Source organism: Leptolyngbya boryana PCC 6306 (assembly GCF_000353285.1).
GTDB classification, from domain to species: Bacteria; Cyanobacteriota; Cyanobacteriia; order Leptolyngbyales; family Leptolyngbyaceae; genus Leptolyngbya; species Leptolyngbya boryana.
Map to the genome: position 1 here is coordinate 1,413,666 of NZ_KB731324.1, position 26,983 is coordinate 1,440,648.

General features: G+C 49.2%; 35 protein-coding genes. 21 read left to right on the top strand and 14 right to left on the bottom strand.

Annotation, left to right across the window (positions count from 1 at the left end; translation table 11 throughout):
* Positions 1–11: 11 nt before the first annotated feature.
* The 17 genes from LEPBO_RS0106860 to LEPBO_RS0106945 all read left to right on the top strand — a co-directional run bounded on the left by LEPBO_RS0106860 (position 12) and on the right by LEPBO_RS0106945 (position 8,233).
* On the top strand, positions 12–320 hold the full coding sequence (locus LEPBO_RS0106860; protein ID WP_017286803.1) for a hypothetical protein: 309 nt from the start codon (positions 12–14) through the stop codon (positions 318–320).
* 199 nt (positions 321–519) lie between these two features.
* The gene (locus LEPBO_RS0106870) at positions 520–1,020 is read left to right on the top strand and encodes a diguanylate cyclase domain-containing protein (RefSeq protein ID WP_017286805.1); all 501 of its coding nucleotides are present in this window, start codon (positions 520–522) and stop codon (positions 1,018–1,020) included.
* Positions 1,021–1,088: 68 nt separating this feature from the next.
* Positions 1,089–1,289, top strand: coding sequence for a hypothetical protein (locus tag LEPBO_RS0106875; protein ID WP_144056156.1), 201 nt, complete (start codon positions 1,089–1,091; stop codon positions 1,287–1,289).
* Positions 1,290–1,343: 54 nt separating this feature from the next.
* A complete protein-coding gene (locus tag LEPBO_RS0106880) occupies positions 1,344–1,691 on the top strand; it encodes a hypothetical protein (RefSeq protein ID WP_017286807.1) in 348 nt (115 codons plus the stop codon).
* 167 nt (positions 1,692–1,858) lie between these two features.
* Entirely contained in the window at positions 1,859–2,446 is a 588-nt protein-coding gene (locus LEPBO_RS0106885) for a hypothetical protein (protein WP_017286808.1), read from the top strand.
* A gap of 27 nt (positions 2,447–2,473) precedes the next feature.
* The gene (locus LEPBO_RS0106890; protein ID WP_144056157.1) at positions 2,474–2,707 is read left to right on the top strand and encodes a hypothetical protein; all 234 of its coding nucleotides are present in this window, start codon (positions 2,474–2,476) and stop codon (positions 2,705–2,707) included.
* 74 nt (positions 2,708–2,781) lie between these two features.
* Entirely contained in the window at positions 2,782–3,138 is a 357-nt protein-coding gene (locus LEPBO_RS0106895) for a hypothetical protein (RefSeq protein WP_144056158.1), read from the top strand.
* A gap of 162 nt (positions 3,139–3,300) precedes the next feature.
* Positions 3,301–3,912 (top strand): hypothetical protein, encoded by a 612-nt coding sequence (locus LEPBO_RS0106900; protein WP_144056159.1) that lies wholly within the window; start codon positions 3,301–3,303, stop codon positions 3,910–3,912.
* 49 nt (positions 3,913–3,961) lie between these two features.
* A complete protein-coding gene (locus LEPBO_RS0106905) occupies positions 3,962–4,210 on the top strand; it encodes a hypothetical protein (protein ID WP_017286812.1) in 249 nt (82 codons plus the stop codon).
* Complete coding sequence (locus tag LEPBO_RS0106910; protein WP_144056160.1) at positions 4,210–4,689, top strand: hypothetical protein; 480 nt, start codon at positions 4,210–4,212, stop codon at positions 4,687–4,689. Before LEPBO_RS0106905 ends, LEPBO_RS0106910 begins: the two co-directional genes overlap by 1 nt.
* Positions 4,690–6,030 (top strand): hypothetical protein, encoded by a 1,341-nt coding sequence (locus tag LEPBO_RS0106915; protein ID WP_017286814.1) that lies wholly within the window; start codon positions 4,690–4,692, stop codon positions 6,028–6,030. It begins immediately after the preceding gene.
* 178 nt (positions 6,031–6,208) lie between these two features.
* Positions 6,209–6,598, top strand: coding sequence for a hypothetical protein (locus tag LEPBO_RS0106920; RefSeq protein WP_017286815.1), 390 nt, complete (start codon positions 6,209–6,211; stop codon positions 6,596–6,598).
* A 10-nt stretch (positions 6,599–6,608) separates the two neighbouring features.
* Positions 6,609–6,917 carry a hypothetical protein gene (locus tag LEPBO_RS0106925; protein ID WP_017286816.1) on the top strand — a complete coding sequence of 103 codons (309 nt, stop codon included), beginning with the start codon at positions 6,609–6,611 and terminating at the stop codon, positions 6,915–6,917.
* Positions 6,904–7,197, top strand: coding sequence for a hypothetical protein (locus LEPBO_RS0106930; protein WP_144056161.1), 294 nt, complete (start codon positions 6,904–6,906; stop codon positions 7,195–7,197). Before LEPBO_RS0106925 ends, LEPBO_RS0106930 begins: the two co-directional genes overlap by 14 nt.
* Complete coding sequence (locus tag LEPBO_RS0106935; protein ID WP_017286818.1) at positions 7,172–7,525, top strand: hypothetical protein; 354 nt, start codon at positions 7,172–7,174, stop codon at positions 7,523–7,525. The genes LEPBO_RS0106930 and LEPBO_RS0106935 overlap by 26 nt, the downstream gene beginning before the upstream one ends.
* A complete protein-coding gene (locus tag LEPBO_RS0106940) occupies positions 7,473–7,847 on the top strand; it encodes a hypothetical protein (RefSeq protein ID WP_144056162.1) in 375 nt (124 codons plus the stop codon). The genes LEPBO_RS0106935 and LEPBO_RS0106940 overlap by 53 nt, the downstream gene beginning before the upstream one ends.
* Positions 7,844–8,233 (top strand): hypothetical protein, encoded by a 390-nt coding sequence (locus LEPBO_RS0106945; protein ID WP_017286820.1) that lies wholly within the window; start codon positions 7,844–7,846, stop codon positions 8,231–8,233. The genes LEPBO_RS0106940 and LEPBO_RS0106945 overlap by 4 nt, the downstream gene beginning before the upstream one ends.
* On the opposite strand, the gene LEPBO_RS0106950 is transcribed toward LEPBO_RS0106945, so the two are convergent.
* On the bottom strand, positions 8,230–8,535 hold the full coding sequence (locus tag LEPBO_RS0106950) for a hypothetical protein (protein WP_017286821.1): 306 nt from the start codon (positions 8,533–8,535) through the stop codon (positions 8,230–8,232). The genes LEPBO_RS0106945 and LEPBO_RS0106950 overlap by 4 nt on opposite strands.
* 73 nt (positions 8,536–8,608) lie before the next feature.
* Between LEPBO_RS0106950 and LEPBO_RS0106955 the strand changes: the two genes are divergently transcribed.
* The gene (locus tag LEPBO_RS0106955) at positions 8,609–9,289 is read left to right on the top strand and encodes a hypothetical protein (RefSeq protein ID WP_144056163.1); all 681 of its coding nucleotides are present in this window, start codon (positions 8,609–8,611) and stop codon (positions 9,287–9,289) included.
* A gap of 56 nt (positions 9,290–9,345) precedes the next feature.
* Here the strand turns inward: LEPBO_RS0106955 and LEPBO_RS0106960 are convergent, their stop codons facing one another.
* The 13 genes from LEPBO_RS0106960 to LEPBO_RS0107020 all read right to left on the bottom strand — a co-directional run bounded on the left by LEPBO_RS0106960 (position 9,346) and on the right by LEPBO_RS0107020 (position 25,753).
* The gene (locus LEPBO_RS0106960) at positions 9,346–9,723 is read right to left on the bottom strand and encodes a hypothetical protein (RefSeq protein WP_017286823.1); all 378 of its coding nucleotides are present in this window, start codon (positions 9,721–9,723) and stop codon (positions 9,346–9,348) included.
* On the bottom strand, positions 9,723–10,088 hold the full coding sequence (locus LEPBO_RS0106965; protein WP_017286824.1) for a hypothetical protein: 366 nt from the start codon (positions 10,086–10,088) through the stop codon (positions 9,723–9,725). Before LEPBO_RS0106965 ends, LEPBO_RS0106960 begins: the two co-directional genes overlap by 1 nt.
* The gene (locus tag LEPBO_RS39815) at positions 10,075–10,443 is read right to left on the bottom strand and encodes a helix-hairpin-helix domain-containing protein (RefSeq protein WP_199323855.1); all 369 of its coding nucleotides are present in this window, start codon (positions 10,441–10,443) and stop codon (positions 10,075–10,077) included. The genes LEPBO_RS0106965 and LEPBO_RS39815 overlap by 14 nt, the downstream gene beginning before the upstream one ends.
* Positions 10,444–10,504: 61 nt before the next feature.
* On the bottom strand, positions 10,505–11,830 hold the full coding sequence (locus tag LEPBO_RS0106975) for a hypothetical protein (RefSeq protein ID WP_017286826.1): 1,326 nt from the start codon (positions 11,828–11,830) through the stop codon (positions 10,505–10,507).
* Positions 11,831–11,889: 59 nt separating this feature from the next.
* Complete coding sequence (locus LEPBO_RS0106980) at positions 11,890–12,627, bottom strand: hypothetical protein (RefSeq protein WP_017286827.1); 738 nt, start codon at positions 12,625–12,627, stop codon at positions 11,890–11,892.
* Positions 12,628–12,684: 57 nt separating this feature from the next.
* Positions 12,685–13,020, bottom strand: coding sequence for a hypothetical protein (locus tag LEPBO_RS0106985; protein ID WP_017286828.1), 336 nt, complete (start codon positions 13,018–13,020; stop codon positions 12,685–12,687).
* Between the two features lie 44 nt (positions 13,021–13,064).
* Complete coding sequence (locus LEPBO_RS0106990; protein WP_144056164.1) at positions 13,065–14,702, bottom strand: hypothetical protein; 1,638 nt, start codon at positions 14,700–14,702, stop codon at positions 13,065–13,067.
* A 61-nt stretch (positions 14,703–14,763) separates the two neighbouring features.
* Entirely contained in the window at positions 14,764–15,789 is a 1,026-nt protein-coding gene (locus tag LEPBO_RS0106995) for a hypothetical protein (protein WP_017286830.1), read from the bottom strand.
* Positions 15,790–15,851: 62 nt separating this feature from the next.
* The gene (locus tag LEPBO_RS0107000) at positions 15,852–17,213 is read right to left on the bottom strand and encodes a DnaJ domain-containing protein (protein ID WP_017286831.1); all 1,362 of its coding nucleotides are present in this window, start codon (positions 17,211–17,213) and stop codon (positions 15,852–15,854) included.
* Between the two features lie 70 nt (positions 17,214–17,283).
* Entirely contained in the window at positions 17,284–19,422 is a 2,139-nt protein-coding gene (locus tag LEPBO_RS36335; protein WP_017286832.1) for a terminase large subunit domain-containing protein, read from the bottom strand.
* Positions 19,419–20,291, bottom strand: coding sequence for a hypothetical protein (locus LEPBO_RS0107010; RefSeq protein ID WP_017286833.1), 873 nt, complete (start codon positions 20,289–20,291; stop codon positions 19,419–19,421). Before LEPBO_RS0107010 ends, LEPBO_RS36335 begins: the two co-directional genes overlap by 4 nt.
* A 68-nt stretch (positions 20,292–20,359) precedes the next feature.
* On the bottom strand, positions 20,360–24,328 hold the full coding sequence (locus tag LEPBO_RS0107015) for a hypothetical protein (protein WP_017286834.1): 3,969 nt from the start codon (positions 24,326–24,328) through the stop codon (positions 20,360–20,362).
* Between the two features lie 48 nt (positions 24,329–24,376).
* Positions 24,377–25,753, bottom strand: coding sequence for a hypothetical protein (locus LEPBO_RS0107020; protein WP_017286835.1), 1,377 nt, complete (start codon positions 25,751–25,753; stop codon positions 24,377–24,379).
* 129 nt (positions 25,754–25,882) lie between these two features.
* On the opposite strand from LEPBO_RS0107020, the gene LEPBO_RS0107025 reads away from it, so the two are divergent.
* Genes LEPBO_RS0107025 through LEPBO_RS0107035 form a run of 3 tightly spaced genes read left to right on the top strand, consistent with a single transcriptional unit; the run spans position 25,883 to position 26,907 of the window.
* Entirely contained in the window at positions 25,883–26,146 is a 264-nt protein-coding gene (locus LEPBO_RS0107025) for a helix-turn-helix transcriptional regulator (protein ID WP_017286836.1), read from the top strand.
* Entirely contained in the window at positions 26,139–26,552 is a 414-nt protein-coding gene (locus tag LEPBO_RS39820) for a hypothetical protein (RefSeq protein WP_017286837.1), read from the top strand. Before LEPBO_RS0107025 ends, LEPBO_RS39820 begins: the two co-directional genes overlap by 8 nt.
* On the top strand, positions 26,542–26,907 hold the full coding sequence (locus LEPBO_RS0107035) for a hypothetical protein (RefSeq protein WP_017286838.1): 366 nt from the start codon (positions 26,542–26,544) through the stop codon (positions 26,905–26,907). Before LEPBO_RS39820 ends, LEPBO_RS0107035 begins: the two co-directional genes overlap by 11 nt.
* Positions 26,908–26,983: the final 76 nt, after the last annotated feature.

The following is a 26,983-nucleotide window of genomic DNA, read 5'->3' on the forward strand; positions in this document are numbered from 1 at the left end:
GGACTTGTCACATGAAATCTCAAGTTTTATCGATCGCTGCTTCTGTTGCTTTAATGCTCGCTGCTTCCGTTCCTTCTGCGATCGCTTCAACTCGGCTAGTCGAACGCACTACCGTCGTTGCCGCAAGCAATCAGGTTGAGGCTGAGAAAAAATGTCTTGCATTCGCTGCAAAACACAGGAACCTAACGTTTCGCGAGGTTTTCCAATTAACCGTTCGTAATAGCTGGGAATGCAGCTATCTGTACCGGGTGGAACTCGTCTACCCGAAGCGCAAAAGTGCCCCAAAGCAGTCGCTCTGGGAAGTCGCCAATTCTCGCTAATTTCCATCGCCAGTTGTGTTGTTCCTGCTCCGCATCTACTCAGGAAGCTAGCCATGTCATTTGAACCTCAAATCGAAGAACTCGCAGAAGCCGCTCTCGAAGCCGCTGGACTAACAAAATCAGATGTTGAAGAAGAAGACGAATAACGGTCGGTCGTGTCGTTCCCCGCAAATCATCTACTTTTCAAAGGAAACAAACCATGACCACGATCGCTGAACTTCAAGAACAAGTCGCTACACTCAAACAGACCTTAGAAAAGTATCGCGTCTGCCCTGTATACAATGTTTTGACTCGCCCCGCGCTCGAAGAAGCGTGGTCAGAGCAGAAAAAGATCCCTGGACTCGCGATAGGATTTCTCGACATCGATGATCTCAAGCGTATGAACGATGAGCTAGGTCAACACGAGTCGAGCCGTAGAATCGCAGAAGCCTTCGCAATGGCAAGAGAGAGCGAGGTTATTGGCAGGTTCTATAGCGGTGATGAAGTCGCGATTTTGGCTCCTGCCAGCGAAATCCTCAAGCCATGCGAACGAATCTTGAACGCACTGAAAGAGCGCGGATTGTCCGCCACGATCGTGATCGTCCCCTACAAAGGGGAAGAGTCGCTGTCTGAAGCAACCAAGGAAGCGAATGACCTGAATCAAGCCTGCAAGCGAGTGCTTAAGGGCAAAATCTACAATTTCTTATCTCAGATTGTCTAGCTCGATTAGCGCGATCGATGATCTTCGGATTCGTCGATCGCTCCCACCTCAACGAACAAGCGATAGCAATGGCAAATAAACCCCAGTACAACAAAGAGCTACAAAACATTGTGGCGATCGCTCTGCTCAATGCGGACGGATACATCTACGAAGGATGCGATTTGCATCAATCGGAATCACCCAGATCTAAGGACTACCTTCGAAAAGCAAAAGCAGTCATCGAGCGTATGTCAAAAGCTGGCTACAAGATTCGCGAACCTGATCGATGATCTTCGGATTCGTCGATCGCTTCTCCATTCACCGAATTAATTTCACTCAAGACAATGCACAATCCTTATAGCGATCTAAGCAGCGACCCAGTCGAGCGAGCAAAAAGCCTGTTCGTGCATTATTTCCAGATATCGAACAACGGGCAACTTAACTCCGACAATGTAGCTGAAATTGCAAGTGCAGTTGACGCGGTTATTGATGCAGTGATTGAACAGTTGCCCGACAGTCGCATCAAGCGATTAGAGGCACAATTGGCTAGCCTTTCTCGCTCACACAAAGAAGCGCTAGGCAAGCTAGAGAAAGCAAACCTGGCACTGATCGGCAGTCTAAGTGAGCTGCCACCAGAAAGCGTTGAAGTCATTGATCAGCTCACTGAGGAAATCAGTGATTTTCTGTCTTAGCAACACAATCGTCGATCGATGATCTTCGGGTCCGTCGATCGCCCTTTTCACTTATCACCTCGTTAGTCAAATTACGACTAAATAACGAGCCTCTTTACTGGCAAAGGATTCAGCCGTTTTTAACTCTTCCAATCACCCCTCAGGCAAATAACAGTTAAATAGCTGTCATGCAAACCATTGATCACCTCAACCCATCTGTCCGGCAGCAATATCTCTATTTGCTGAGCCAGTACGGCAAGCAATCCGCCGAAAACTATCTGCAGGTCGTGAGCAACAGCAAGCCCAACATCCAAAAGCTACCAAAACCCCGAATCGATCATTGGTACAAGAAACGCCACAAACATCGCCAAGCCGAGTTGCAAGAATATCTTGACGAGCAGTGGAAAGCGCGACTCAATGTCGTTCTCAAGCCAGGTAAGTGGTATTCGTATCGCCAAATTAGCGATCGATTAAACGAAACCGAAGGTAGTCATCCCAATCCTGCTGAATTGCGCGATCGCGTAGGCAGACTCGCCAAAATCGGCTGGCTCAAGGAAATCAGACCGGGCAACTACAAAATGTTTTCAATTCCAAAGCCGTTTGAGGTTGGCGATCGAGTGATCGAATTCTTCGGCAATCGCAAGCTGCAACGGCATGGCGAAATCATCGAATTTCGAGAGATTGCCCAAGCAGGCGGAGGAGAAGCGCCCGTGGTTCGATTTGATAACGGTGCGGAAAACTTCTCTAGTTCTGAGTTTCTAGTTCACGAATTCTGAAAACCACAAAATCAAAGGAGCATGATTATGTCAACTTCTGAATCCCCTATCGGCAAACCTGGTGAACTGAAAGAAGAGTTCTACGACGAAGCTTGTAGGTTAACTGGCATGACTGACCCGTTTACCGACGATAACGGTAACGCCAAAGCTTACCGACCTGGCTCCGACGAACCTGAATCTTTGACCCGTGCCTATAACCAATACGTGCAACGCACCCACGGCAGTAAAGGATGGGATTCCGATTACGACCCAGAACAATAGTGCGGTTATTCGACTTATCAAAAAGCCCGATCGACAATTTATCGATCGTATCCCTCCAAGCCCACCACAACGCCATGAACCGACATAGAATAACGCAGGTTACGATTCTCTCTGCCCTGCAAAAACTCAAAACAATGGACGCTTGGACATTCTGCGATCGCTGGTTCGGCATCGATCAACTTCCCCCACACGAACAAGAAGCAGCTAGAAACAAGCGCGGCTATCGTGCCCAATGCGTCCGGGTTGTGGCAGCCGTATTGGGACTGCAAGAATCAACAGTTGATGAATGGGGGACAAAGCTAGAGCGAATGCCCGAAAATCCACACCAAAGAGCGCTCGCCTATGCAGATGTGATTCGTCAGCAAATTCAAGCTACGCAGTCAACCGAGCTACTAGAGCTATATCTGAAACACACTAATCCCGAAAATTAATACTCGGTAGTTCCGGGTAAAAGTTGGTTTTTAGCCGTCCAAAATGGTGGGCGGTTTTTTATTGTTCTATTAGCACGCATTCGCACGGGGTCGCATGACCTCGCATGGCAAAGCATGACAGAGCAAAAATCCCAGTTCGGAAACTCACAATTCAAGATTGGCATGAATGGACGTAGCGCCCAAATCGCCAGCACGCTTGCACAACAGTTCGGAGTCGATCCCAATCTGATTGGGCTTGCCACTCCTGAACTCTCAAACGAGCTTCGCATTAGAGCAAACAACATGCGCCAGCAAGTTGAAATCTCAAAAGCTGTCGTCGAATCCATCAAAATGATTGCAGAATGCCAAGCGCAAATCGAGGCACTTCGCAAAGAGGCAATCGAAGCAACGATGCAGCGACGGCAAGAAATTGAAAAGATGTCGTCACAGCTAGAAATCGCGATCGAGAAACACGAGCAGACACTGAAGAAAATTCAGCAAGACACAACCCACGGCGTTCGACTTGCACAACGTAAAGGCTCGCTTGATCTCAAGGCTGGAACAAACAAATTCAAACTGGAACTTCAGGCAATGCGGAAAGTTGCGATCGCGAAAATGCGTGTTGATCGCGAGATTTCCAAGCAGAAAGTTTCGGCAGATGTTGAGCGCATCAAGCAGCAGCCAGAGGAAGCGAAAGCAAAATCTGAAGATCGTCGTGACTTTGCCAACTTCATTAACGGCAGAACCACAAGCTACACCCCAAAAGCCGCATCATCTAGAGCCATCTTTAACTGAGGACTGATCGATGCGCTGGTTCACGTTCAACTGTAGGAGACATTTACCTGTGAGACTCAAAATCGAATTAACCGTAGATGAAATCAAAGAAGCGTTGAAGCGTTACGTTGCCGACAAAATCACGATCGCTGAGTATCGCCCAGGCGATGTGCAGTTTATTTACGACGGTCAGGAAGATCCAGACGAATACGTTGCCCAAACAATTGATGGAGCATTCGTAGTTTTGGAGCACTCAAAACTTAAGTTACTGCCATCTTCAGAAGAAGTGCTGGCTCCTGAAGGATGGAGGTCTGTTTAGTGCTTGACAATGACGACTACAACGATCCGCCTTTCTACTATGATCCTCGCGCATTCAGGACGGGCAATTCGTTCTTAGTACCCGGTGGCGATTGGGAAGTTGAAAACACTTCAACTCCTCAGACTTTCTTTTCGATGTTTCGAGGAGTTTCGAGAATCTGTCTGTATCTCTCGATCGGACTGTTCTCAACCTTTGCGGCTCGGCTGTTTGGGTTGCTACCGGGATATTTAATTTTGGTCGCACTTGCGATCGCAGGGTGCATTATCTACATCTCCCTCAGTCGAAACACCTCAGAACGCATCTTTGCCGCAATTGTGATGGTGAGTGCGATTCTCGGCATTGTTGGCGGATCGTGGGATGCCATTTATGCAACATTCGCCACATCCAGCGGGCAAAAACTCGGCTTACAAATCTCGATCGTCAGTGCCGTTCTCTCTGGCACAGTCGGTCTGACCTTACTGTTTCGGAGACGGCGATAAATGTTAGCTCCTCAAGTTCCTCAAAACATCCGCACTCAAGCAAATGGCGACAGACTTCGGCGTTGGCATGTGATTGCGGCATTTGTGATTGGACTGCTCGGCATTTTAGGCGGAGTTGGTTCACTATCGAGCCAGGAAAAATCGAAAGGAATGCTGTTTGCCTCAATGTTTTGTTCTGGGGTTAGCGTTGGAGCATTTGCCCTAGCGATCGCAGCTTCCCAGGAAGTTGAGAAAGCCGAGAAAATTGAGGAGCGATTTCGCCAGCAAGAAGAAGATGCCGCATTCTTACAAAATCAAGCGATTACTCAAGCGAACGTCCAGCGATTACAGCTACGTGAAGGAGCAAAATTACAAGTCGATGAACTGATTGCAGAAGATGATGCTCGGAAATATTACGCCGATCATCTCGGAGTTGATCCAGCCGATATCTATGACGCTGAGATTGACGAGTCGGAAGAAGTTGATTACGAAGAGGCTACGCTGAAAGCAGAGCCGAAGCAAGTCGAAACAAAGCCTGTCGAAACCGCTCCCGCTCCAACTGAACCCGTTACTGTCCAACCGACTCCGATTGCTTCTCAGCCTGGATTGTGTCAGGCACTCGATGAAATTGTCGTGACTGACATTTCGACCGTGTTTGCTTCTGCAACTGGCACGGGCAAGAGTGTGAGCGAGGCTTATATTCTCGATCGTTTATTTGCTCGTCATCCTCAGATTGAAGCGTGGGTGATTGCTCAAAAAAATGATTCGTTCTGTGGATTGCGGGAAAAGCATCGCACATCGCTATTCGATCCAATCGAGCCGATTGCCTCATTTGGTGCGATCGATGAAGTCTACGGCATTTTCAACAAGCGTCGTCAGATGCCCGAATCTGCCCGGTCTGTCTTCAAATCTCAGCCTGTCCGATTAATTCTGTCCGATTGGCACTCCATCTGGGACACAGTGAAGGATGAGAAGTGGTACAAGTCCAACTACGCCAAGAAGCTCTCAACGCTTGTCACAGTGGGCAGAGAAATGAACGTCTGCTTAATCGTAGACACCCAGAGCTACAACGTTGCATCACTGGGGATTACCGAAGATGCCAACATCCGAAGCAATCTCAACATTCTGTGCCAAGGCTATAGCTGGATTGACGAAGAAGGACGGCAGCGCGGTGACTGGAATATGATCACCAACCTGCTGAAGAACCGCTATCTTGTCCCCACGAATAGCGATCGATTACTGGAAGAACTTGAACAACTCAAGAAACAATCAGTCGAACAGAAAACACCAGTGATATTCAGTTCGATTGGAAATAAGTTACAGCTTTTGCCGAATCTGACCGCCTTCAAATCCCAGAAGTAGAACGTCATTCTACTTTTCCTGACCTCAAATCGTTAAAACCCTTGAGCTTGAATCGTTATGTCAAATTATCGAGTCACGATCTCATTCTACTTTTGCTCTCGGTTGCGCTGGAATTGATTGCTTTCATCTAGAACGCACTAGAACGCTTTCACCCCTAGAACGATTAGAACGCCCTCGAATGTTTAGACGCAAGCCAAAAGACCCTTTGCCACATTTGCCACCTGTTTCGACGGTGGATATAGAAGATTTCACGCAGTTTACCCGGCGCGAAATTGCCGAGATGTTTGGCAATATCGATCCCTCGATCGTTTCCAAAGACTGCGCGGTGCTCGGCATCAAACCCTATGAAAAAGTCCCAAAATCCGACATCTGGAGTTTGTACGTGATGCAGTGCTTTCGCCGCGTCAAGCCGTTCGGACATCGTAAAGAGTTGGTTGATTTATGCCTAACTCAAGGCGATGAAGCGGCGCTGGTATACGTTCAGTTAGCGGGTGGATCTCGTGAAGACTGCGATCTCTTAATCGAAAATTTCATCGCCCAAAAACAAACTAAACCTTTGATCGCGTAGGAGAAATTGAATGTCTGAATTAGTTAAAACCCAACAAAACAAACCTGTTAAGAAACGCACTCCCAAAACTTTACCGACTGAAGTTGCTGAAGTTCCTGAAATCCAGTCTGAAGAGGGTACGCTTTCGGACGTGGCAATCATGGCAGCGGATGCCGAGTTTGCTACCGCAGTTCAAGCTTATGACAATCGCTATGCCGAGAATCTGAAACGATTCGGACTTCACGTTCGCAATCGCCAGAAACAAGTAGTTAGTGGTTTCAAAGAGCAAATCCAAAATTCTTACGGCATTGACGAGGCTGCAATCTATGGCGATGACTGAGAGGCAGGTAATGCAGGTCGAATTCACTCTTTCTGAAGATGGGCGATTGTTTTATCGCGGCTGCTCTGATCCTGAAATCATCTACGAGCTGTCATGCCGTGCAGCAGAGCAAGCAAGAGCCTACCAAAAGTTTCAGACTCGGCAAGACCCGATCGCACTCTGCTTAGTTGGGCTTGCCGCTTCAATTCTGCTTGCACTGGCTTATCAAATTGTGAGCCGACCCGCTCCGGAGTACACCCCACGCTATCAAAACTATGCAGCGCCAAATCGCATCCTCTAAGTCGCCCGCTCGATATCATGGATCGCCGTTACCGACCTATCGTTATGAGCCTTGTTATCGAATGGCGTGGAACCTAAATCAAATCCCTCGCAAGGCAAAGCGAATTGCCTTAGAAGTCAGTGCGATCGCCGCATTGTCATTCACGCTTGCGACCGTTCTTGCCGCCAACAGTGACGATTTACGCAACTATCGCGCTTACTTTCTTTCAACCGCTAAAGATTGTGCAATCGTCTCTGTGGTCGGCTTCGGTCTGTATCGCATTCTCGGTGCAATGTATGGAAAACCTCAAGCAAAATCTAGAGATTCCGACTCTGGACATTGGAATTAGTCAGGATCTCGAACTTGGGAAAATGGTTGCTGATGCCAAAGTCGCAGCAATGCGGCAAGGATTCGACGATCGCTATTCTCAAGGTGTGACTGGGTTCTTTACGGCTCAATGCTCAACCGAGGCAGATCACGCTGTTGGAGTGTATGCGGCTGCTCTGAGACTGGAAGAACGGAGACAGACTTTGATCACGATCTCTATTCAGACGGGATTATTTAGCATCGTTTCTGGCTGTACGGCTCTGCTTGTTGGATTCAGTCCGGTTCAATCCGCGATCGTGGTTTTCCCTTCAACCATTGCTGCAATCTGTGTTTCAAAACGATGAATCAATACTCAAGCTATATCAACTCGCAAGAATGGCGATCGAAGCATCCAATCTGGCTTAGGCAGGCACATAATACTTGCTCAATGCTGCCCTGGCTCTACATCGGCAAAGTGAAAGGCAAGCATCACGCCTACAACATGCACCATACGCACTATCGCAATTTGGGGCGTGAGCAACTTTGGATCGATGTTGTGCCACTGTCCAAATTTGCTCACGACTGGATCATTCACGGGATTTTGAGTGGTTTCAAACGTCCATCGCAGCAACGAAACTATCCCAACATGCCGCAGCGAGTTGCTCACGCTTGGTGTCGATTGCCGTTGCTGCTGAAGTGGATTGCTATTTGCGCGATCGTGCTTCTGTTTGGAATCTCTGTGTTTCTTTAGCGCGATCGCTGTGCCCAAACTCTCAGCTTTTCCAAGTCCAATCGCCCCAAAAAATCAAGCAACTCTTCCTGCATCAATGCTAGATACAGCGCATGACAAAGCGATTCAACGTATGAATCTCTCCAAATCCGCGAAATATCCGTCTCTAGCGGTACTTCCAGCCTGCGAAAATTGCGGATAAATGCTGCTAATTGTGCGATCGGCTGCTCTCCACACAGCGCCACTGCTTTAATAATTTCAACCAAGACATCATCAGAAAAGTCTCCCGGTGTGACAGCCAGGAGCGAAACTGTTTCGGGCATCTCTACTACTCATCGTCGATCGGAACTCCAAAGAAATTTTTTAAATATTTTTCGAGAGGTTGCCCAAAATCGAGTGAATCACACATCTGTGCAGCAGATGAGGGGCTTGCGATCGAGTCGAGTAGGCAATGCGATTCAGGGAATTCTTGAGTATCGGATTCTATTATTGCGGATGTTTGAGCGGATTTCCACGGACGATCGTCGAATTTTTGATACGGTTGGTTTCAAACTATTACGCAGAGAGTTGCCTTGCCTCGATCGCGCAGATCTTTGCCGCATCGAACAGACTCTGATGATTTTTGTCGATACCGAAATCGGGCTAGATTCGGCAGAAATCGAGCAAATTTGGCTAAAAACAGGCTGTACGATCGCGCAAGTCTGGATTGGCGATGTATTATCAGAGACGATCGCTACTCAACCTGTGTCTATGCCAGTCGCAACAGAAACTCAAGTCTCCGCTAAACCCGCTCGATCCGCTACACCGAAAACCGCTCCAAAGTCGCCCGAATTGATCAGCATCGACGAACTCTCTACCCAGATTAGTTCCGTTACTGGGAGAGATGCCAAAACTGTTCGGACTGAAATCATGGCAATGAATCCAACGATTTATGTCGATGCCAGCACTGCTACAGCCGCGATCGACAATTCGATCAAAGCGTTAGAAGCAATGCGATCGCGCTTCAATGTATCGAAAGCTCCAACGCGCACTACAGCGAAGAAACCTGCTGCGAAACGCGGGTCGAAAAAAGTCTAAGTTTGCTTGTCGCAAAGTAGAAGCTCAGCCGCTTGCGAGGGCGGCTTTTTTGTCGGTTACTCAGGAATACCAGCTATTGAGCGGCTTCTAGAAACAGGGCGATAACTTCCACTTGCCCCGGCATAGGTGATTGTTTCACTGATTGAAGATCCAACCGTTGTTGACGAATATGTGATCTCGGTTAGCCTTTCGTCGGCGGTTCCTGCGTCAGCATAGACATAAACAATTCCCAGATCATTAGCATTCATGATCTGAGTGTAGGTTGTTTCTGTGCTTCCGCCTCCCCCACCAGGACTACCACCCTGCTCGATCGCGCTTTGCATCTCAACCAAGGCTTGGATCGACAAACTAACCAGTGCGCCGATGTCGTTGACACTGAGATTGCCAAGCTGCTTATGAACTTGCTCTATTTGTTCTGGGGTAGGAAGTGCCATTAGCCTAATCTCAAAGAATTACAGGAACGATCGCCAGCACGAATGCTGGTGTAGGGAAACAAAGCTTTTTGCAGAGTGCGAATCGATTTTTGGTAGCGCAGTGAGTAGCCGTCACGATCGATGTTCGACGGATCTAAATCGAGGTCAGAGTACTTCTGCAAGATTTCTCCCACTCGCTGCACCATTGTTTCGTCAGAATCAATGAGATCGATAGCTGCTAAAAGGCGCGTCTGCAATTCCACAAACGCCTCCGCGATCATCGGAACGGTGCGCGTATAAACATCGCCCGCGATCGCGGTTTGGTTGCTGTATGGGATGCCGTAAATCTCATGCAGCAAATGTTTGTGTTGATCAGATAGCGGCATCGAAACTCACTTTGGGTTCGAGTTGGATGCGATCGAGTTCAGGGAATCTCTCGCACAGATCCTCGATCGACGAGTAAGGACGTGCGGCAATCACTTTTTTAGCGATCGCGGTTGTTATTCCCGGTAACTTCGACAACTGAGCAAGGCTTGCTGTGTTGACGTTGATTCGGGCATCGATTTGTTCTGGGGGAACGACCGGAACAGGTTGAACTGTGGTCGATATCGGGATCTGCTTGTTTGGAACAGATAAGACATCAGGCGCAGTCTCGCGATAGCCATCTTTCAGGCATCGTCTAACTTCGGTCGGAGGAATCGATCTCGGTTCCCAGTTCGGCGGAGCGTAAAGAATTGGCATGATGAGCATGTGATAAAAGAGGAAATCCCGCGCAGGATGAGAACTGCGCGGGTTGAGCTAACTAGCGAGACAACATCAACACGCCTTGGCGGTAGTCGGTGAACTTCGCACCCGTGAGGAAGCTGTACCGACGAGACGACTTGAACTTGTTGATTTGGTAGTTGCCCGTCCAGATTTGCAATGCCAATCCGGTATCGTCATCGGCTGCGGTGACAACTTGAGCACCCGCATTTTCTTCCGGTGGCATCATCTGGCGCGCGGAACGAATCAAGGCTTGCTTCTTGTAGCCGACGTTGATCGAGCCAACACGAGGAATCGAGAACTTATCAGTCGAGGTGCTGATATCCGAGGTCGTGAGCTGCGTTCCATCTGGAGCGAACGGAACCAAGGTGACAGTCTTGCTTCCGGTATTGACGCGAAGCACAACGCCGTAAGCGGTTGCCGCGCCAGAGTCGGGACCAATCCGCGCAATTTGACCGACCGCGACGTTTTGTAGTCCGGTGCAGGTCAACACGAAATCGATCGCGCCTAGATAGGTTGTGGTTGCGTAATCCGCTTTCACAAAGTCGGTATTGTTCGACATAGAAGCGATCGCCAAGGAAGCTTGCGCGCTGCTTGCGGTATCGAGATCCGCGACACCCATCTGAGTGCCATCGGTCTTGATGATGTTCGAACCGCCCACATTGAAGCCCATGCGCTGAACGAATTGCCCGATCGGCAAACCACGCTGTAACAATGCTGCAACTTGCGACTGAGCGTAAACCATACCCGCATCCACGGGGGTTTGTTCGCCGATGTAGTCGCCTTTCGCGCGAGTTGCCAGAATCGCGTAGAGTTCACCGGGAGGGGTGTTCTCTTCTTCCAAGCAAACGGAACCATTCACGAGCAAGTCTTGGTCGAACTTGCCAAGCTTGCCAGGTGCGGTATCGGCAGTCGCAACAATCCGAATCGGCATATCCACGCCGTATCGCACTTGTCCGGTCGATGCGTGAGTCGGAGTGCGAAGTTTCGAGTAGAGGTAGCGCTCAAACGCAGTCGCGATCGAGTACGCCATCGACGGACCCGTTTCGTTAATGTACTGCTGAATCTTCACATCGCTGTGATAAACCGGAATTGCGTTGGTGAATAGCTTTTCGAGCTTCGTGTCACCCGTGACGTATCCGGGTTCGGTTTCATTTGCCCCAGAACCAGTGCGCGGATCGTAATCTTCAGCCTCAGTAATGCGGATGCGACGAAACTTCACCGTGTCGCCCATCTCGAAAGCACCTTCTTCGTAGCCACCTAAAGAGGCTTGAGTGAAGACGGACATCAGGAACAATTGCTGTAGGGCATCAGCCGCCACAGCCTTTTCGACCATTAAAGCATCGGGTCCAAACGTAACAGCCATAAACAGAGTTGGAATAAATTCGCATCCCGTCTATGGCGCGGGCGTTCCAAGCTTTTTCGCTATTTCGCAGACTGCACTTGAGCAAGTTCTTTCAAGTAGCCGTCGCGATCGGTTTTCATCGCTTCACCGGGGTCAACCGTCGATTTGCCGTCACGATCGAAGTATTTAAAGCCGTTGCCAAGCGATACGGTACTCCCTTGCGTTGCGCCTGTCCCCGTGCCCCCGCGAGCCGTTGCCATATAGGCATAGTCGCCAGAGAGGAAGGTATCGATCGATTCGTTTAAAGGCTTGTAGATATCGCCGTACTCGTCTTTACCTTTGACTACGTACTGCCCATCGCGTTCGACGAGATGCCCATCTGCTTCGAGTAGCTTCAGCAGTGCTTCTGGCTTCACAATTCTGCCGGATTCCTGCAGGACATTTAGAGCGCTCGATCGCATGCTGGAGAGTTGGCGATCGCGTTCGGCTTGCTCGCGGGCTTCGCGATCCTGCTGAGACTGACGTTTGATGATATCTAGTTCGCGCTTTAACGCTGCGACTTCTGGATCAGGACTCGCCGTGCCTTCGTAGTCGTCCTCATCGTTTTCATCCTCGAATTCGTCCTCATCGTCCTCACCCTCGAATTCTTCGGCATCGGCGATCAGTTCATCCAGGAAGCTTGCAGAGGATCCCTGGATCGATTCCTGCATCACTTCAAAGCGGCGATCGATTTTGCTGGTGATTTCAGGGATTAACTCTCCCAGTGTGTCTTTGATGATGTTGCGAATCTGTTCTTCGGTCAGAAATTGATCTTCCACGGGGCAAGGGCAGTGACATCAGGCATCCCGTCTTGAGGCGCGGGCGTTCCTTTGGGGCTAAAGTTTGGCTTTGAGCGATCGATACTCGGTGCGGTTGGCTTCGATACTGGGTGCGAGGTCAGACCGAACGCGATCGACAATCCGCGTTTTAATCGCCTCGCTCACGTCCAGCGGAAATCCGATCGCTTCTAGTTCTTCAGCAACCGATTTGGCAATCAGGCGGGGAAATTCGCGCAAAATCCGCGTTCCGACTCCTGAGATTGCTACATCTAAGCGGGCTTGAGTGACCAGATCTTTCAAGACTCGATCGAGTTCACGCGCGATCGTTTCCCGAACGAATTGTTGGGTGGCGTACTGTACGGCTTGTTTCGGACGTTCCAGGGCACTGGACATTTGCAGATATTAGATTGAAACTACTTTCAAAATTCCCACAGTTGCTACAGATTCAACGATTTCAGCAGTTCCGGATCGTTTAGGGCATCTTCAGCAATGGCTTCGTCGCTATCTGGATCTGGTGCGTCTTGTTCTGGGGGTGAGCCTGCCACAGTTGGATCGGCTTCTCCTTCAGTCGGTTCAGGCTTAGCCGACTCAATCTCTTCCAGGATTTTCTTGAGTGTGGCTGAGTCGAATTCTTTCTGCTTAGCAACCTCACGAGCAAATGCTTTTTGTAGCTCCTTGGTGAAGGCTTCAGATGGAATTCCAACTTGAGCGATCGCGCCGTATTCGGTTGCTTCTCCCTGCAAATCGGTGCGATCGAAGTCCGACATGCCCTCTACGATCCAGTTCACAGCTTCATCGTGCGCGATCGCGGCAACATCCAGAACGCCCTTAGCGAGGTCTTTGACCATTGAGCCATAGAGCGTGAGCAAGATTTCTTCGGGCTTCTTGGCTTGCCTGAGTGTTTCCCCACTTGCCGCGCCCGCTGCGTCTTGGGCAGAAATAGCAATTTGCTGCACGGTTTTATCGATGTCCTGCTCGACGGTGCTGCGATACTCCATTGAGGTACTAAAACTCGCTCCCGGTCGCTCTGTCCAGCCGATCGACTCTTTCTGAGAGGGGTCTAAATGGATAAAGTAGCCGTTCCCGAATTTGTCGTTTCGAGAGTTGAAGTCCTCGATATCCTCCGATTCGATCGTGGGCATCGCGTAATTGGTGCTGACCAGACCCCATTCCAGCGAAGCGGTTTGATTGTAGTGACTGCACTGCGGATCAAATAGCTGATCTGCCAGCCATAGTGCGGGTGGAAGGGTAAGAGTAACGATCGGGAACTTGAACTGTCCGCGAACATTGAAAATTGGACGTTCTTCTAAGCCGTTCACTGATGCAATTTCGATGTTCTTTTCATCCAGCCGTTCAAGGTTTGATTCGATGCCTTTATCGAAGTCCTCGCCTTTCCCTTTGGACTTGATGACATAGCGGCTTGCAACGATCGAGCCATCAGGACGGCGCTGATAGATGGTGAAATCGTGCATCGCAACTGGATCACTATCCCAAGTGTCCCGCATCCAGCTAAATCGATGCAGTTTGGCAAATTTGAAGCCGTTGCGATCGGTTTCCCAGTCCCACAACTGCGATCGCGGAACCAGTAACACGTATGGCTCATCCTCCCTCGCTGATTTTTGCTGCTTTTTATTGATGGATTCGGTGGCGATAGCAGTATCGATTTGCGCGATCGCTTTTTGTTGGGCTAAGGCTTGCAGTATTGCTGCTTTGAGGAAGGCATCGAATGTCGCTTTACCGTCATCGTCGGTTTGTGGGAGTAATGCACCCCCTGGGAAGAAGGTTTCCTCCCAGAATTTATCTTTGCTGCCCTCGAACTGCAATGGAGCCGCGAAGAGTTGCGACACGAATCGGTTTGCAATGGGACTGATTTTATTGAAGTAGCGAGCGACTTTAATCCGCTCCTTGATTACACCATCAGGACGGCGATCGGGATTGGCGAGAATCTTCTGCTTGATTTCAGGCGTGAGCTTGCTTCCACCATCCATCAATGCCTGTAGGAGTTCCCAATATTCGGACTTTTCGCGGTGCGTTGGGTGGCGACGAGCAAGCTGCTTAAGTGTGGGGGTTGCCATGTTCTGGGGGACAAGTCAGAGGCATCCCGCCTATCCGGCGCGGGCGTTCCGAAAAAGACTACTAGTCTTTTGGTTTACGCTTCGATTTTCCGATAGGCACAACATTGTTCGTTACGGCGTGAGGAGCAAGTAAGCTAGTCAGGATATCGTCATAAGACAGCCCCTCTTGCCGCATTGCTCTCACACGGGGATTTCTTGTGTCACGATGCCCCATCATAATCCGTTCAGCGATTTTGTAGCCTTTAGGGTCTTTCGTCTTCAGGCGATCTAGCATCGCATTGAGATTGCGATCGCTTCCTGACTTACCTATGCCCTTCCCTTCTGCTTGCTTTTCTAGCCGCCCGATCGCTGCGTCCATTCCCTCTGTGATTCGCTTTCCTTCAGCCAGTGAGCTGTCTAGTTTCATTTCAGCTTTTCGGACACGGCGATCAGCTTTGGTTGATTTACCTTTACCCCCACCGTCGATCGCTTTCAGTTGCTTCGCCTCTTTGCTCTCGGTTGACGCTGTTTCCTTCTTCTCGCTGTGCTTTGGTAGTCCGCGATCGTTGTCCTTCTTAGCGCTTTTACCACCATCTACCGCTGTGAGATTGGGGCGATCCGCTTTCTTTTGTGCGATCGTCTGCTGTCGCTTCATCTGAGCTAGAAACTGCTTTTTCTCTTTCTCGCGCTGTTCTGGACTCATCCCCTGAGTAAGCGGAATATTTTTCCCGCTGGCTTTGCGCTGTTCATCTGCGACTTGTCGAATTGCTTTGGCGGCGGCTGCTCGCTTCTCTTGCGGTGTGAGTTTATCGCCCTTCACTTTTTCTGCGGCTCTGAGATTCTTAGAGACTCGCTTCAAAACTTCTTTTTTAACCGCGGCTGCTTTCTCGGCATCGCCGCCCGCTAATTTTGCAGAGAGTTTATCTGCCGCATAAGTTTTGGCAACGCCCGATCGTTGCGCTGTCGATCGCGCCCGTGCATCGCCTTTTGGTCTTGCAGTCTTCTCACTCACGCCCAATGCTGACATGAGTTGAGGTTTGTTCATTCGGGAATACCCTTTGATTTTGCGGGCTTTTGCCTGAGTTCGGAGATCCTTGAGGGTTGCCATTGATAGAAGATTAGAAACGAACTGGCATCCCATCTTGTGCGGCGTGGGCGATCCGTGAGGTACTAAGATTCAAGCTTCTGTTTCAGCGATTGATACGCTTCCTGCACTCGGCGGAACTCAGCAGGTGAACCACCGCGATCGGGGTGGGCTTTTGCCGCTGCTTTACGGTAGGCTTTTTTGAGTTCAGTAGCATTCGGTTTTTTCTTTAATCCGAGTGCCTTCATTGAATTTACTGTTTCATCACCTGCGCGTCCTTCATGGATTGCTTTTAAATGATCGCGCAAGATTTCGGTCGATCGTTCTTCGATCAATTGCTTTTGCTTGGTTTTGCTACGAGTTTGAGCTTGAGCAGATTGGCTTACGGTAAAGCCTGTACCCTTCCCGCCTTCAACATGACGCATTACAGCTTCAACATCGCTTCTATCAGCTTTGTCTAAACCTCTTGCGGCAAAGCTTCTGTTTTGAGCCAGAGTTTCTTTCATCACTTGCTCAGCATCTTTATCAACATTTTTCAACCGTTTTGAGAAAAGCTCAACATCGCCATTCGCCTGCTCTATAGCTTTATTAAGTTTTTTGATTTTCTTTTCTTTAGAATCAGGAGACATCCGCGAACTAGCTTTTGTTTTAGCAATCTCTTGGGTAGCGTTCTCGATTGTGCGTTTTGCGTCGTTTACATAATGCTCATATGTTCTTTTGTATGCCGCAGCGTTAGATCCAGCATACTTTTTAGCAATCTGGTCGTCGGTTAAAGTTCGAGCCTCTTTTTCAGCCTCTTTTTTAGCTTTTGCAATTTCAGCGGGGGTTGCTTCTCTGGAGTGAGATCCCAAATTAAGCTTTCTATTGACAATAGCTTCAACAGTTCCCGCATGGTGTGCTTTTTTCAACTCTCGCGCACGATACTCTTTCGCGAATGCCTTCACATCATCATCACTAGGATTTGCGGAAGCATACTTATCCTCTAAGGTTTGCTTTCCACTTTTCGCCTTCTTGCGTTTCTGTTGAGCCTGAGTCATTTTGCCGCCAGTCGGGACGATCGCCCTACCTTTCGCCGCATGGCGCATTGCTTTCACTTCGCCGGAAATTGCCTTCACTGCTGCCTTACGCTTTTCCTGAACCGTGAGCTTGCGTCCTAGAGCCTTTTCCTGAGCCTTGAGTTCTTTAGCGACGGATTTGATCAGTCTTGCCTTAATTTCAGCCCGCTTTCCCTCGTTTCCTGCACCGAATTTTTCTGCTAACTTGTCCGCCGCATAAGTTTTAGCGACTCCCGATTTTTGTGCGGTGGCGCGAGCGCGAGCATCACCTTTCGGGCGCGCTGATTTTTCGCTGACTCCCAAGGCTGACATCAATTGAGCCTTGTTCATTTTTGAGTAGCCTTTGATTTTGCGGGCTTTGGCTTGAGAGCGAAGCTGTTGAACGGTTGCCATCGACGGGGGCGAGTGAGTTGTGGCATTCCGTCTATCTGGCGCGGACAGTCCTACGGTTCAGGATGCCCGATTAAGAGAGTCCTGCGACGGGTTTCTGGGTTTGCTGTTTGCGAGATCGCCCTTGCTGGCGGTATGGGAACAAGTCATGAACCAAGTACCCGTAGGCATCGCTAATATGACTCAGCCGCGCATCACGCTTTTTATCGATCTTTCCATCTGGTGTCCACTGCACATTTTCAAAGTCCTGAACTAAGCGATCGCACTTCTCCACTAGCACAAACGCTCGATCACTCATAAACAGATAGTTCACCGAGATTACTCGCTCTTGTTCTGGGGGATTCGCATCTTTATAGCGCTTGCGGCATTGCGACTTGAGTTCCAATCGTCGCATCGTTGCCCAGAAAATATCCCAGTTACTTTGAGTACTGTTCGCGGTTTGGTTGCGTCCCGTCGCATCTCCGTGAACGTGAATCGTGTTTCGATGCCCTAATGACTTAATCCAGCTCCCGACCGCTTCTGTGAGCCTAAACGTATCTGAATTGTCGAGATACCATTCTGCGATCGCGAAAACTTCATTGCCTCGCACCTGAGCAGCAACGGCACACGCAGGGCTTCTGTTCCAGTCAAAGCTAATGTGCAGGTCAAGATTCGGATCATAGCTAAAGTCGATCGCGTCTTGCCCTCTCAGTCCGTGCGTTGCTCGATTGAACTTCTCGTAAGGTCGATTCGTTTGGCGCAGCGCCAAGTAAATCAGGGCTTGAGTTAAGGCTCCGGTCTGATCCTCAGATTCGGCGTTGGGGAAGTCTTCGAGTTCTTTCTTCAGTCCACTGACCCATAGAGCCTCACTTTCCGGTGGGATAAAGACTTTTCCTAGCTTGAAAAGTCCTGTAACAGCTTGAGCTTTTCCGCCTTCGGTATCGCCATTAAAATCGGTTGCCGTGATGGTAATTGGGCAGTCTGACGACAGGTTTTCTAGGATTGCTTTGCCGTTTTTCTTGGCTTCAATGAATAGCTCATGAATAGTGATTCCGAGTTTTGCCCACTTCTCGGTGAGATCTGAGATCGCATCTTTGGTATCGAGAAACGATAAGCGATCGCGCACTTGATCAAGCAGATAGTAACTTCCACCGCTGCGCCCCCACACTTGCAGCGTCACATAGCTTGAAGCTGAGACTTCTTTGAATTTGGAATTGAGGGAGATGATGACACGATCGAACTTGCGAGGGAGCAACACCCAGTAGTGGAACCAGTCCTGATTGAAAAGGTTTCCGCCTTCACGGCTTGGACTGCATTGAAACAAGCTTGACCAATCGTAGGGACCAACTGAAGCCTTGATGCGTTCAAGTTCTTCCAGTGGGTATTTGCCTTCCCAAAGTGCCTCGCCGGGTTGTCTTGGATCGTCGGGGTGAAGGTCATCAGTCGCGATCGCGGGAAATTTTACGACTGTCCATTGATCGGCTTTGGGGTTTTCCCTTGCGACTTTTAGTAGCCTTCCAGCGATGTCATCATGATGCCACGGTGTCATGACCAAAATGATCTTTGCACCCTTCTCCGCTCTAGTTCTAAACGTGGATGTGTACCACTCCCAAATTCCATCTCTTACTGTTTTTGATTCCGCCTCTTCCCTGTTTTTAAAAACGTCATCCAGAATACCCAAATCGAAGCCCATCCCGGTAATTCCTCCCCCGACCCCAGCGCTTCGATACCCACCTTGATGCCCTACAATCTCAAAGATTTCGGAGTTTCGTAGATAGCTTCCCTTTGCATCAGAAGAAACATTTTTACTGTTGAGTGTCGTATCCGGGAAAAGCTCTCGATAGGTAGGGGTATCAATAATTCGTTGTACGTCCCGGTTTAATCGACTACCAAGATCGGCAGAATAAGAACACGCAATAATTCGGGTATCGGGGTTCTGACCGAGCGCAAAGGCAGGTAAACGGCGAGATACAGCTTCCGATTTTCCGTGCCGAGGAGGAACGAGGATCATTAAGCGATCGCATTCTCCCCGCAGTGCTTTTTCAATCCAATAGCAAAATCTCTGGTGATGCCAGTTCACTTCATAGCTTGGTAGGGTGTAGCAAGTGAAATCAAGCAGTGATTGACGCGCTCTAGCTTTGGCTTCCGCTTTGGGATCGTCAAGGCGAATCTTGCCCTTATCTCGATCTCGTTCCCAGTCCTTCTTTGCTTGCAGTAGTCCAGCAAGATTCACGATTTCTTACCTCTAGGTTTTCTAGATCGAGGTTTGCTAATATTCCCGCCATCAACTACACCTAAGTGCTTTTTACCCTTGGCTTTAGCCCTCACTTCGCCCATTGTCGAATTGACGAATTCTTTTGCCTTGCGGTGGGCATCAAGCGAAGTCGTGCCGTCATCGTACTTCGCCCCGATCGCTTGCGCTTGGTCAAACAACTCTTTCAGGCTTGGTTCCTTTGCTCTGCCACCGTTGATCGTGCTAAGTCCACGCTTTCTTGCTTTAGCGGTTGTCATTGATGCGACTTTTTGAGCGTCAGCACCTTTTTGAATGTCATCAAGTTCCGCGATCGCGCCGAGTCCAACCTGCTCTTGTTGAGCCAGCCTCTCTAAGTCGCGAACCTTGATCTTTCCGACTGAGCCTTTCATGGCTTGCCTTAATTCTTTTTTGCTGAGTTTCTCAACCTCTGGATCTAAGTCACGAACCTTGAGTTTCCACATCGGATCGTCTGCGGCGATTCCACCTCGCTTTTTCCTCCCCTTCGATTCAGGCTTACCCGCTTTGATTGCCTGAACTTCCTTCTGGATTGCTTTAATGGCAATTTGCCGCTTCTGCTCTTGCGATAAGTCTCCACCCGATGCTTTCAGCTCACGCGAAATCGCCCGTGTCAGCCGACCCTTGATAATGGCGCGTTGCGTTGCGTTGCCTTTCGAGAGATGCTTACTTTGAGCCTCGATCGCTTTCGACTTGCCAGAACTAAGTTTATGTTGCTTCAAGTCCTCACTCATACCCAGAGCGGAGAGATATTGAGCCTTAGTTTTGAGTTTGGAACGATTCGGAATTTTGCGATCGCGGGCAAGTTTACGGAGTTCGACGAGAGTTGCCATGTTCTGGGGCGGGTCATAGGCATCCCGTCTATCCGGCGCGGGCGATCCTGATTGCTAGGATGCCCAATCTAGTTTTTTGCGAGTCGAGCCACGTCGTACAACACGTTCAACACATCCTGCTTGACTTTCGACTTCATCTGTCCTGACTGAATATCTTCACCCGTGAAGTGGTTTGTGATCGAGTTGGTCTGGTTAATCGGTTGAGCAGACGCATTCGACAATCCCTCCATTGCTCCTTTGATATCACTCAATAGCTGAATCACTTGTCCATCTCCCCCCAGAACAGTACTACTCTGAGCAGGAAGGTTCCGCTGAACGGGTGCAACGGTCGAAACCCCCCCAGAACCGCCCACCACTTGATTAATTTGCGCTTGAATCGCCTCACGCCGTCCTGAGAACTGCTCAAATGTTGGGATCGTAGACTGCGGAACGACGATCGCCGTCGAGTCATCTGCGGCATTACGAGCTTTTTGCAAGAATTCTGCGGCAAGTACTCGATCGTCGCTCTTTGTCCGCGTGATTTGGGCAAGGCTCGATCGTGCTTGGTCGGTTTGGAGTTCTTGACGATACTGAAGCCCTCGCCGGCGAGCATTATCGAGCGCTCCTTGTTGCCGTTCTTGCTCGTCTAAGAGCAGTCCTTGATACTGCGTTCCGACTGCGCGATCGCTTGCTGCCTGTACTGCCAACTCCTTCGCCCTTAGTTCTGCTGGAGTCGTTTTCTTATCTGCTCGCGCTTTTTCTAGTTCAGCCTGTGCCGTTGCTACATCTGCCTTGGCTTTCGATTGCTCAATCCGATTCTGAATCTGCTCTCGCAGTAGCATCGCTTGATTTCTCTGGATCTCCAATTCCAGTGATTGACGCTCTAAGGCTTGCTCACGAGCTAAGAATGCGAGCCGCGATCGTGCCGCTTCTTCCTGAATTCGACGCTTGCGAGATTCGGACGTGGTGAGTGATTCAGCGAGTTGATATTGCCCGCTCACATATCCCGAAATTGCCGACTGTAGATCTTTCTGGGCGTTTAGTAATGTGTTTTGACGCTCGATCGCTTTTACTTTGTAGTCCTGCGCCATTGCGGACTGTTGTAAAAGCTGCTGTTCCTGGGTGAAATTATTGATCGTTACTTTGAGTTGCTGATCAATCCGATCTTGAATGACACGAGTTCGAGCTTCTTCGAGTGCGTATTCGTTCTTGAGGGTTTGCAAAGTTAAGTCAGCAGTCCGTTGCCTCGATGCCCGAATTTTCGCTTGTCTCGCCTCTTCCTTCACTGGATCAGAAAGTTTTGGCAGGGCTTCAAGTGCCTTGACCTTCTCTTGCTCTAGCCGCAGTTCCTCGCGGGTTGTGGCTTGCTTGGCTTGCAGGTTCAATTCGTTCGCTTCAACTTCTCGAATCTGGCGAGCATTGAGCAGCTTCTGTGTTTCGATGTCACGCGACGTTTCCGCCATTTTCGCGACATCAAGGGCTTTTTTCTGGGCGCGATCGAGAATTGCAATTTTCTCGTTTTCGTACTTCTCGATCGCATCTACCCGCTTCTTCTGAATTTCGGCTTCACGCGCGGCGAGGGCTTCCATCCCTTCTTTGTCGTCCTTACTCAGACGCGCCCGCTCCTGTTGAATCGTTTCGGCTTCAACATTGAGCCGATCCATCGTCAATTTGAACGACTCATCGTTGAATTGCTGCTCAGAAACAAGACCTTGAGCGCGCTTCCCTTCGAGAATCTTCTGCTGTTCGTCAAAGTCTTGCAGTCGTCGATTAAAGTTCTCTTCCTGTTGTTTACGAGTGTTCTTGCCAATTTCGGCTTCGGTTTGCGAGAGCTGCTGACGTAGTTTTTTCGCGCGGTCTGATTCATTTGCTCCACCTTGAGCCAGTTCTCTTTGCAGTTCAGCATTGAGAAACTCTCGCTGTTTTTCAAGCTCAGAGCGCTTGAGTTCAGTGAGTCGCTTCGAGGCTTCTTGCTGGCTAATGTAGCCTTCGCCTAACTGTTCCTCAATCTCTAGCTGTTGCCTCTTAATTCCGTCGATTTCTTCTTGGTTCGCGGACTGAGCGAGATCAGCGATCGCTTTCTTTGCCGACTGTTGCAGAGAGAATTCAAGCTTTGTATTGTCTGCGAGTGCTTGTAAGCGCTTCTGCCCCTCTGCCTCGGTAATCGCTCCTGACTGTACCTGCTGATTGGTCAGATCGATCAGTTCTTTAGCAGCGGCTTTGAATCGTTCGGGATCGCCACTACCTTGTTCAACAATGACTCGCTGAGCATTGTTGACCTTCTTCTCTAGCTGCTCATAAGTGTTACCAAGTCGATCAAGCTCCTTAGCCTGAAACGTAGTTTGATCAGCCGCACCTTTCGCGGCATCAGCAGTCTGATTAAACGCTTTGTTAAAGTTCTCTGCCCCTTTCGAGAAACTATTGCCTGTAAGCTTGTCGAGTTCTTTTAGTAGTGCGGTGATGACTTTGCCGATCGGGGAATTAGCGACTTCTTTTGAGATCAATTGAAGCGATGTGATCGCGGCTTTTCCGAAATTATTGGCAACCGTCATCGCTCCCCCGAACAGGTTAGCGAAGAACTTGCCGATCGGCTCTAGCGCTTTGATAGCCGCTTGCGCTGCCCCTCCGATTTGACTACCCAAGAAATTTAAGAAGGGTTGAATTGCGGCAATAGAAGCTGAGATGAATCGTTCAACATCAGCGATCGCATTTGTCCAGCCGTCCCCGAATTGATTGAAAAAGCCTTGAATCTGTAGAGCGATTCCTGCGATTGCATCTCGAACAGGCTGAGTTGCTCGAAATGCTTGCATGAACAGTCCTAAGATCGAGTCTAGAACCTGAAAGATGATGCTAAATGCCTGGATTGCAGGTGTAAGGGCGACTCCTAAAAGGGTAATTACTGGACTGAGTGTTGCTGCGACTACTTCACCAAGTTTGAGAACGGTCTGAAAGACTGCATTAAATCCAGGCGCGATCGCTTGGGCGAGTCCTGCTACGACTCCGAAAATCGGTTTAAGATTCTGTGCGATGCTCTGACCGGATAGCAAGGATTCATCAACTACGCTTTTGAAGAAACCGATCACCGCTTCACGGTTTGCTTTGATGTATTTGAATCCCGCATCGAGAGCGTTGATAACTGGCTGTAGTAATGGCTTCCCAACTTCACGACCTAAGATTTCAAATGCGTCTTGAATGTTGGATGAGATCCCTTCAATTGATTGCGCTGCGATCGCATTGCCCGCGACAAACGTTTCAAGTCGCTTATTAATCTCGTCAACTAAGGTTCCTTGAGCTTTCCATTTGTTGATCTGCTCATTCGTGATATTGAGGTTTTTCGCTAGCATCGAATTCTGATCCACGGATGAGCGGAGGATCGAATTCACCTCTTGCGCTGCTTGGCTTAGCGGTAGCCCGATCACCTTCAGGGAAGCCGCCCATCCTTTCGTGAGACTAGTTGCTGCCTGAATGGGACCAGGGAACTGCTTCGACTGATTGTTGAGTTGCGAGGCATTCTGCAACGTGATTTGAAACAGTTCGTTAACTTGTGCAGAAGTAACACCGACGAGATCTTCTGTCTCTTTCTCAATCTGCTTTAACGCCGCTTCAAGTTGTGGTCGCGTCGATTTAATCTTCTCGGTCGGATCTTTGATCTCAACACCATTCTTAAAAATCCGCGTTGCCGATGCGAGGTTCGTCTGAGAGCTAAGTAACTGAGCATTCAATCGCTCATTCGAGCCGATCAGGAACTCGTAAGCTGGACGTGCAGCCGCCATCATCGTTTGAACAGACTGCGTAATCTGGTTAAAGCCAAACGAAACGGCGGTGAGTGGTGAGAATAGACCAGAGATAGCGCCAACAGCATCACCGATGCCAGACTTCATCCCACCGAATACAGCGCTTGCAGCCTTGCCGAGGCTACCTAAATTGCCTTCTAATCCCGCAAAACTAACCCCGCGATTGACTTGCGATTGAGTCGCACCGATTTCTTGATTGATCTTCTGAAGGGTAGGAGTAACTTGATCAATCAGTTTGAGAATGAGTTGGATCGGATCTGCCACGGGTCAAAACGGTAAGGGCGCATCCCGTCTTGTGTGGCGCGGGCGATCCTAGTCCTCAGAGTTCCCTAACCTCTGCTTCTCGCATTGAACACAGCCGCGACTCGATCGATATCTCAGTCCATAACCCGACAGATTGTATTCATGCCCTCTTCTGCAAACATCTCCAATTCGATAAGGGGTTCCATCAAGATCAGGAAAGAGTTTCGATGTTAATTCCAGCCAATACGCGACCGGAACCATTGGTTTCTTAACGCCTTGACATTCCTGTCCGCACTTGACGCAACTCCCATGCCCTACACGCCTGAGTGATTGTCCTGTCCCCTGATAATCGTGACCACGTTTGCACAATCGACCGAGATAGACTCTAGACGGATCGAAGGTGTGAACCATCACAGGCGTTCTCAGTTCTTCAAGTCTTTGCTGTTTGAGATCAAAGTTCGCTTGCACCTTATCCCACTTTCGCCGCATTCCAGGGATATCAAGCCTTAAAATCTCCTTGGCTAACAGTTCGGCGCGGTAGTCTCCAATCATGTAGTTGTAGATTTTGCCCTTCTGGATCAATTGTGCAAGCGGTCGCTTCTTGGTCCGCCATTCATCGGTATACTGCGGTGCAACCTCATCGCAAACAGATTTAATCCAAGATAAGCACTCCAGTGTTCCGCAGAACGTAAAATTCATGCGCCCATTTTTCCGGATATGAACGCATCCATCGCCATCCAAGAAGCCTTTGATATAAGCAAGTGAGCAATCTAGATTGAGGTTGTTCGGCGGTTTCAGTGTCAAGCTTTTGCGGGGCGTAATGTTGAAGTGTTTTTCGAGATCAGGAAACCATTCCTGAGTACAACTAATTGACAGTACAGATTCGGGTCTTGCTCTTAATCGCCTTCCATCTGCCATTTTGCGATCCCTCGCCTTCCTGATTGCAACATCCCCAGTAAACTCAACATCTTTGGCAAACTGCTCTAAGAGATATCCATCAGATTCGGTCAAGCTGATCATTAAAACCTTGGTAGAGCAGTCATCACGATCGGTAACGCATCCGTCCGCCGCAATCAATCCCGCCCAGTACGAATTTAGGATGTTTGGCTGAGCAAAAAACTGGCGGTTCGCAGAGTGCTTGCAAGCCCATCGCTCCCCGGAAACCCCTATCTCGCAAATTCTTTTCTGAATTGCCGCAAGCGTCCTCCCCGACAACATCCTCTTGATTTGAGTTGCTGTTTTGTGAGGGAAGTTGTCACGCAGAATCTGATCTTCCTGCTCAGTCCAGTAGTTCTTATCTGGGAGTAATCCAACCTTAAAGGCTCTCAGGTGAACCCCTTTCACTGTTCTATGTGGCAGCAGTGCTGCTACCTCCTCGATCGACATCTTGCCGCAGTTGTCCCGCAAGACTTGCATCTCCCATCCTTCCCAAAGCTTTCCGCCCATCGCAACGCCTAGATTATCGAAACACTGCCTTATTTTATCCAAATATTTGGGGTTTACCAATTAAACCCGAATTATGTGCTAGTTTTGGTTAAAGCATTAAAACAGTTGGGGTAGTCCAAGGAGCGTAGTATGTTAACCACTGGTGTTCAAGTGGTTGCGATGAAACTTTCTTTTTCTCAATGGCTTAAATTGCGTCGTGATATTGCAGGTGTAACTCAGGCTCAAATTGCACAAGAGTTAAAGGTTAGACCGCAAACGATCAGCAATTGGGAGAAAGGCGTTTCTAATCCCAGTCTCGATCCGGATCAGACACTCAAACTTTGCTTGTTGCTCAAGATTACCCTCGAAGATTTGGCAAAAGGTTTCAGAGGAGAAATCACACTTGATGATTAGAAGCAAAGGAAAAATCGCGATCGCATTAACCCTCTCACTTAGTGCGGTCACATTTCAGCCGAGGGAAGCAAGATCAAACCCCGCTTTAGTTGCTCCTGCGGCGTGTGCCACGGGGGTTGGATGCGTTCTTGTTGGTGTTGCGGTAGTTGGAGGTCTTGCCTATTATGTTTGGCAGGGCAACAACCCCAAATCGCAGCGTCACTACGATCGGATTGAAGATCCGGAGGAAGAAGCTCGGTATCTGGGTGGACCACATGAAACGGAACCTGTGATCGCTGGAACAATTAAGGACGCAAGAAGAAAGTGCGAACAACTTGCTAGAGGTCGCAGAATCAAGGAAGTTCGATGGTTTCAGGGTAATCGATGGGATTGTGTTTTCTATACAGGAGGGCAAAATGAACGCTAGTCAACTTCACCCACTACAAGTTTCTGTACATGACTGGACGATTCCAGGCACACCTGTTTGGACGGATGCCCAAGGGTTTCTTTGTCCTGAACTAGAATCACCCAAGCCCGGTCAAACTGTGATCTATGTGGACTATGAGAAGGATTCAGAAGATGCGCTTATTCAGGCTGATGTTGAATTGGCGATCGATGCTCTAGGATATCCAGCCGGATCAAGATGGATTGGTCGAAGCTCGCATGATGTCGATAACGTCGTTTCGTATGTTGGCATGTTTCCGACTGACCAAGTTGAACAGCACCTAGATAAACTCAGTAAGGTGATTCCGATATCGTTTCTGGTTTGTCTAAACGGCTAACGCCATCGTAAAGTCTTCTCCCTGCCTCATTCTTGAGGCAGGTTTTTAATGCCCACAAAAAAGCGACTCACGGGAT

Excerpts from the sequence above, each read along its gene's own strand:
- LEPBO_RS0106860 (WP_017286803.1), top strand. The coding sequence starts at position 12 with ATGAAATCTCAAGTTTTATCGATCGCTGCTTCTGTTGCTTTAATGCTC.
- LEPBO_RS0106870 (WP_017286805.1), top strand. The coding sequence starts at position 520 with ATGACCACGATCGCTGAACTTCAAGAACAAGTCGCTACACTCAAACAG.
- LEPBO_RS0106875 (WP_144056156.1), top strand. The coding sequence starts at position 1,089 with ATGGCAAATAAACCCCAGTACAACAAAGAGCTACAAAACATTGTGGCG.
- LEPBO_RS0106880 (WP_017286807.1), top strand. The coding sequence starts at position 1,344 with ATGCACAATCCTTATAGCGATCTAAGCAGCGACCCAGTCGAGCGAGCA.
- LEPBO_RS0106885 (WP_017286808.1), top strand. The coding sequence starts at position 1,859 with ATGCAAACCATTGATCACCTCAACCCATCTGTCCGGCAGCAATATCTC.
- LEPBO_RS0106890 (WP_144056157.1), top strand. The coding sequence starts at position 2,474 with ATGTCAACTTCTGAATCCCCTATCGGCAAACCTGGTGAACTGAAAGAA.
- LEPBO_RS0106895 (WP_144056158.1), top strand. The coding sequence starts at position 2,782 with ATGAACCGACATAGAATAACGCAGGTTACGATTCTCTCTGCCCTGCAA.
- LEPBO_RS0106900 (WP_144056159.1), top strand. The coding sequence starts at position 3,301 with ATGAATGGACGTAGCGCCCAAATCGCCAGCACGCTTGCACAACAGTTC.
- LEPBO_RS0106915 (WP_017286814.1), top strand. The coding sequence starts at position 4,690 with ATGTTAGCTCCTCAAGTTCCTCAAAACATCCGCACTCAAGCAAATGGC.
- LEPBO_RS0106920 (WP_017286815.1), top strand. The coding sequence starts at position 6,209 with ATGTTTAGACGCAAGCCAAAAGACCCTTTGCCACATTTGCCACCTGTT.
- LEPBO_RS0106925 (WP_017286816.1), top strand. The coding sequence starts at position 6,609 with ATGTCTGAATTAGTTAAAACCCAACAAAACAAACCTGTTAAGAAACGC.
- LEPBO_RS0106930 (WP_144056161.1), top strand. The coding sequence starts at position 6,904 with ATGGCGATGACTGAGAGGCAGGTAATGCAGGTCGAATTCACTCTTTCT.
- LEPBO_RS0106935 (WP_017286818.1), top strand. The coding sequence starts at position 7,172 with ATGCAGCGCCAAATCGCATCCTCTAAGTCGCCCGCTCGATATCATGGA.
- LEPBO_RS0106940 (WP_144056162.1), top strand. The coding sequence starts at position 7,473 with ATGGAAAACCTCAAGCAAAATCTAGAGATTCCGACTCTGGACATTGGA.
- LEPBO_RS0106945 (WP_017286820.1), top strand. The coding sequence starts at position 7,844 with ATGAATCAATACTCAAGCTATATCAACTCGCAAGAATGGCGATCGAAG.
- LEPBO_RS0106950 (WP_017286821.1), bottom strand. The coding sequence starts at position 8,535 with ATGCCCGAAACAGTTTCGCTCCTGGCTGTCACACCGGGAGACTTTTCT.
- LEPBO_RS0106960 (WP_017286823.1), bottom strand. The coding sequence starts at position 9,723 with ATGGCACTTCCTACCCCAGAACAAATAGAGCAAGTTCATAAGCAGCTT.
- LEPBO_RS0106965 (WP_017286824.1), bottom strand. The coding sequence starts at position 10,088 with ATGCCGCTATCTGATCAACACAAACATTTGCTGCATGAGATTTACGGC.
- LEPBO_RS39815 (WP_199323855.1), bottom strand. The coding sequence starts at position 10,443 with ATGCCAATTCTTTACGCTCCGCCGAACTGGGAACCGAGATCGATTCCT.
- LEPBO_RS0106975 (WP_017286826.1), bottom strand. The coding sequence starts at position 11,830 with ATGGCTGTTACGTTTGGACCCGATGCTTTAATGGTCGAAAAGGCTGTG.
- LEPBO_RS0106985 (WP_017286828.1), bottom strand. The coding sequence starts at position 13,020 with ATGTCCAGTGCCCTGGAACGTCCGAAACAAGCCGTACAGTACGCCACC.
- LEPBO_RS0106990 (WP_144056164.1), bottom strand. The coding sequence starts at position 14,702 with ATGGCAACCCCCACACTTAAGCAGCTTGCTCGTCGCCACCCAACGCAC.
- LEPBO_RS0106995 (WP_017286830.1), bottom strand. The coding sequence starts at position 15,789 with ATGGCAACCCTCAAGGATCTCCGAACTCAGGCAAAAGCCCGCAAAATC.
- LEPBO_RS0107000 (WP_017286831.1), bottom strand. The coding sequence starts at position 17,213 with ATGGCAACCGTTCAACAGCTTCGCTCTCAAGCCAAAGCCCGCAAAATC.
- LEPBO_RS0107010 (WP_017286833.1), bottom strand. The coding sequence starts at position 20,291 with ATGGCAACTCTCGTCGAACTCCGTAAACTTGCCCGCGATCGCAAAATT.
- LEPBO_RS0107020 (WP_017286835.1), bottom strand. The coding sequence starts at position 25,753 with ATGGGCGGAAAGCTTTGGGAAGGATGGGAGATGCAAGTCTTGCGGGAC.
- LEPBO_RS0107025 (WP_017286836.1), top strand. The coding sequence starts at position 25,883 with ATGTTAACCACTGGTGTTCAAGTGGTTGCGATGAAACTTTCTTTTTCT.
- LEPBO_RS39820 (WP_017286837.1), top strand. The coding sequence starts at position 26,139 with ATGATTAGAAGCAAAGGAAAAATCGCGATCGCATTAACCCTCTCACTT.
- LEPBO_RS0107035 (WP_017286838.1), top strand. The coding sequence starts at position 26,542 with ATGAACGCTAGTCAACTTCACCCACTACAAGTTTCTGTACATGACTGG.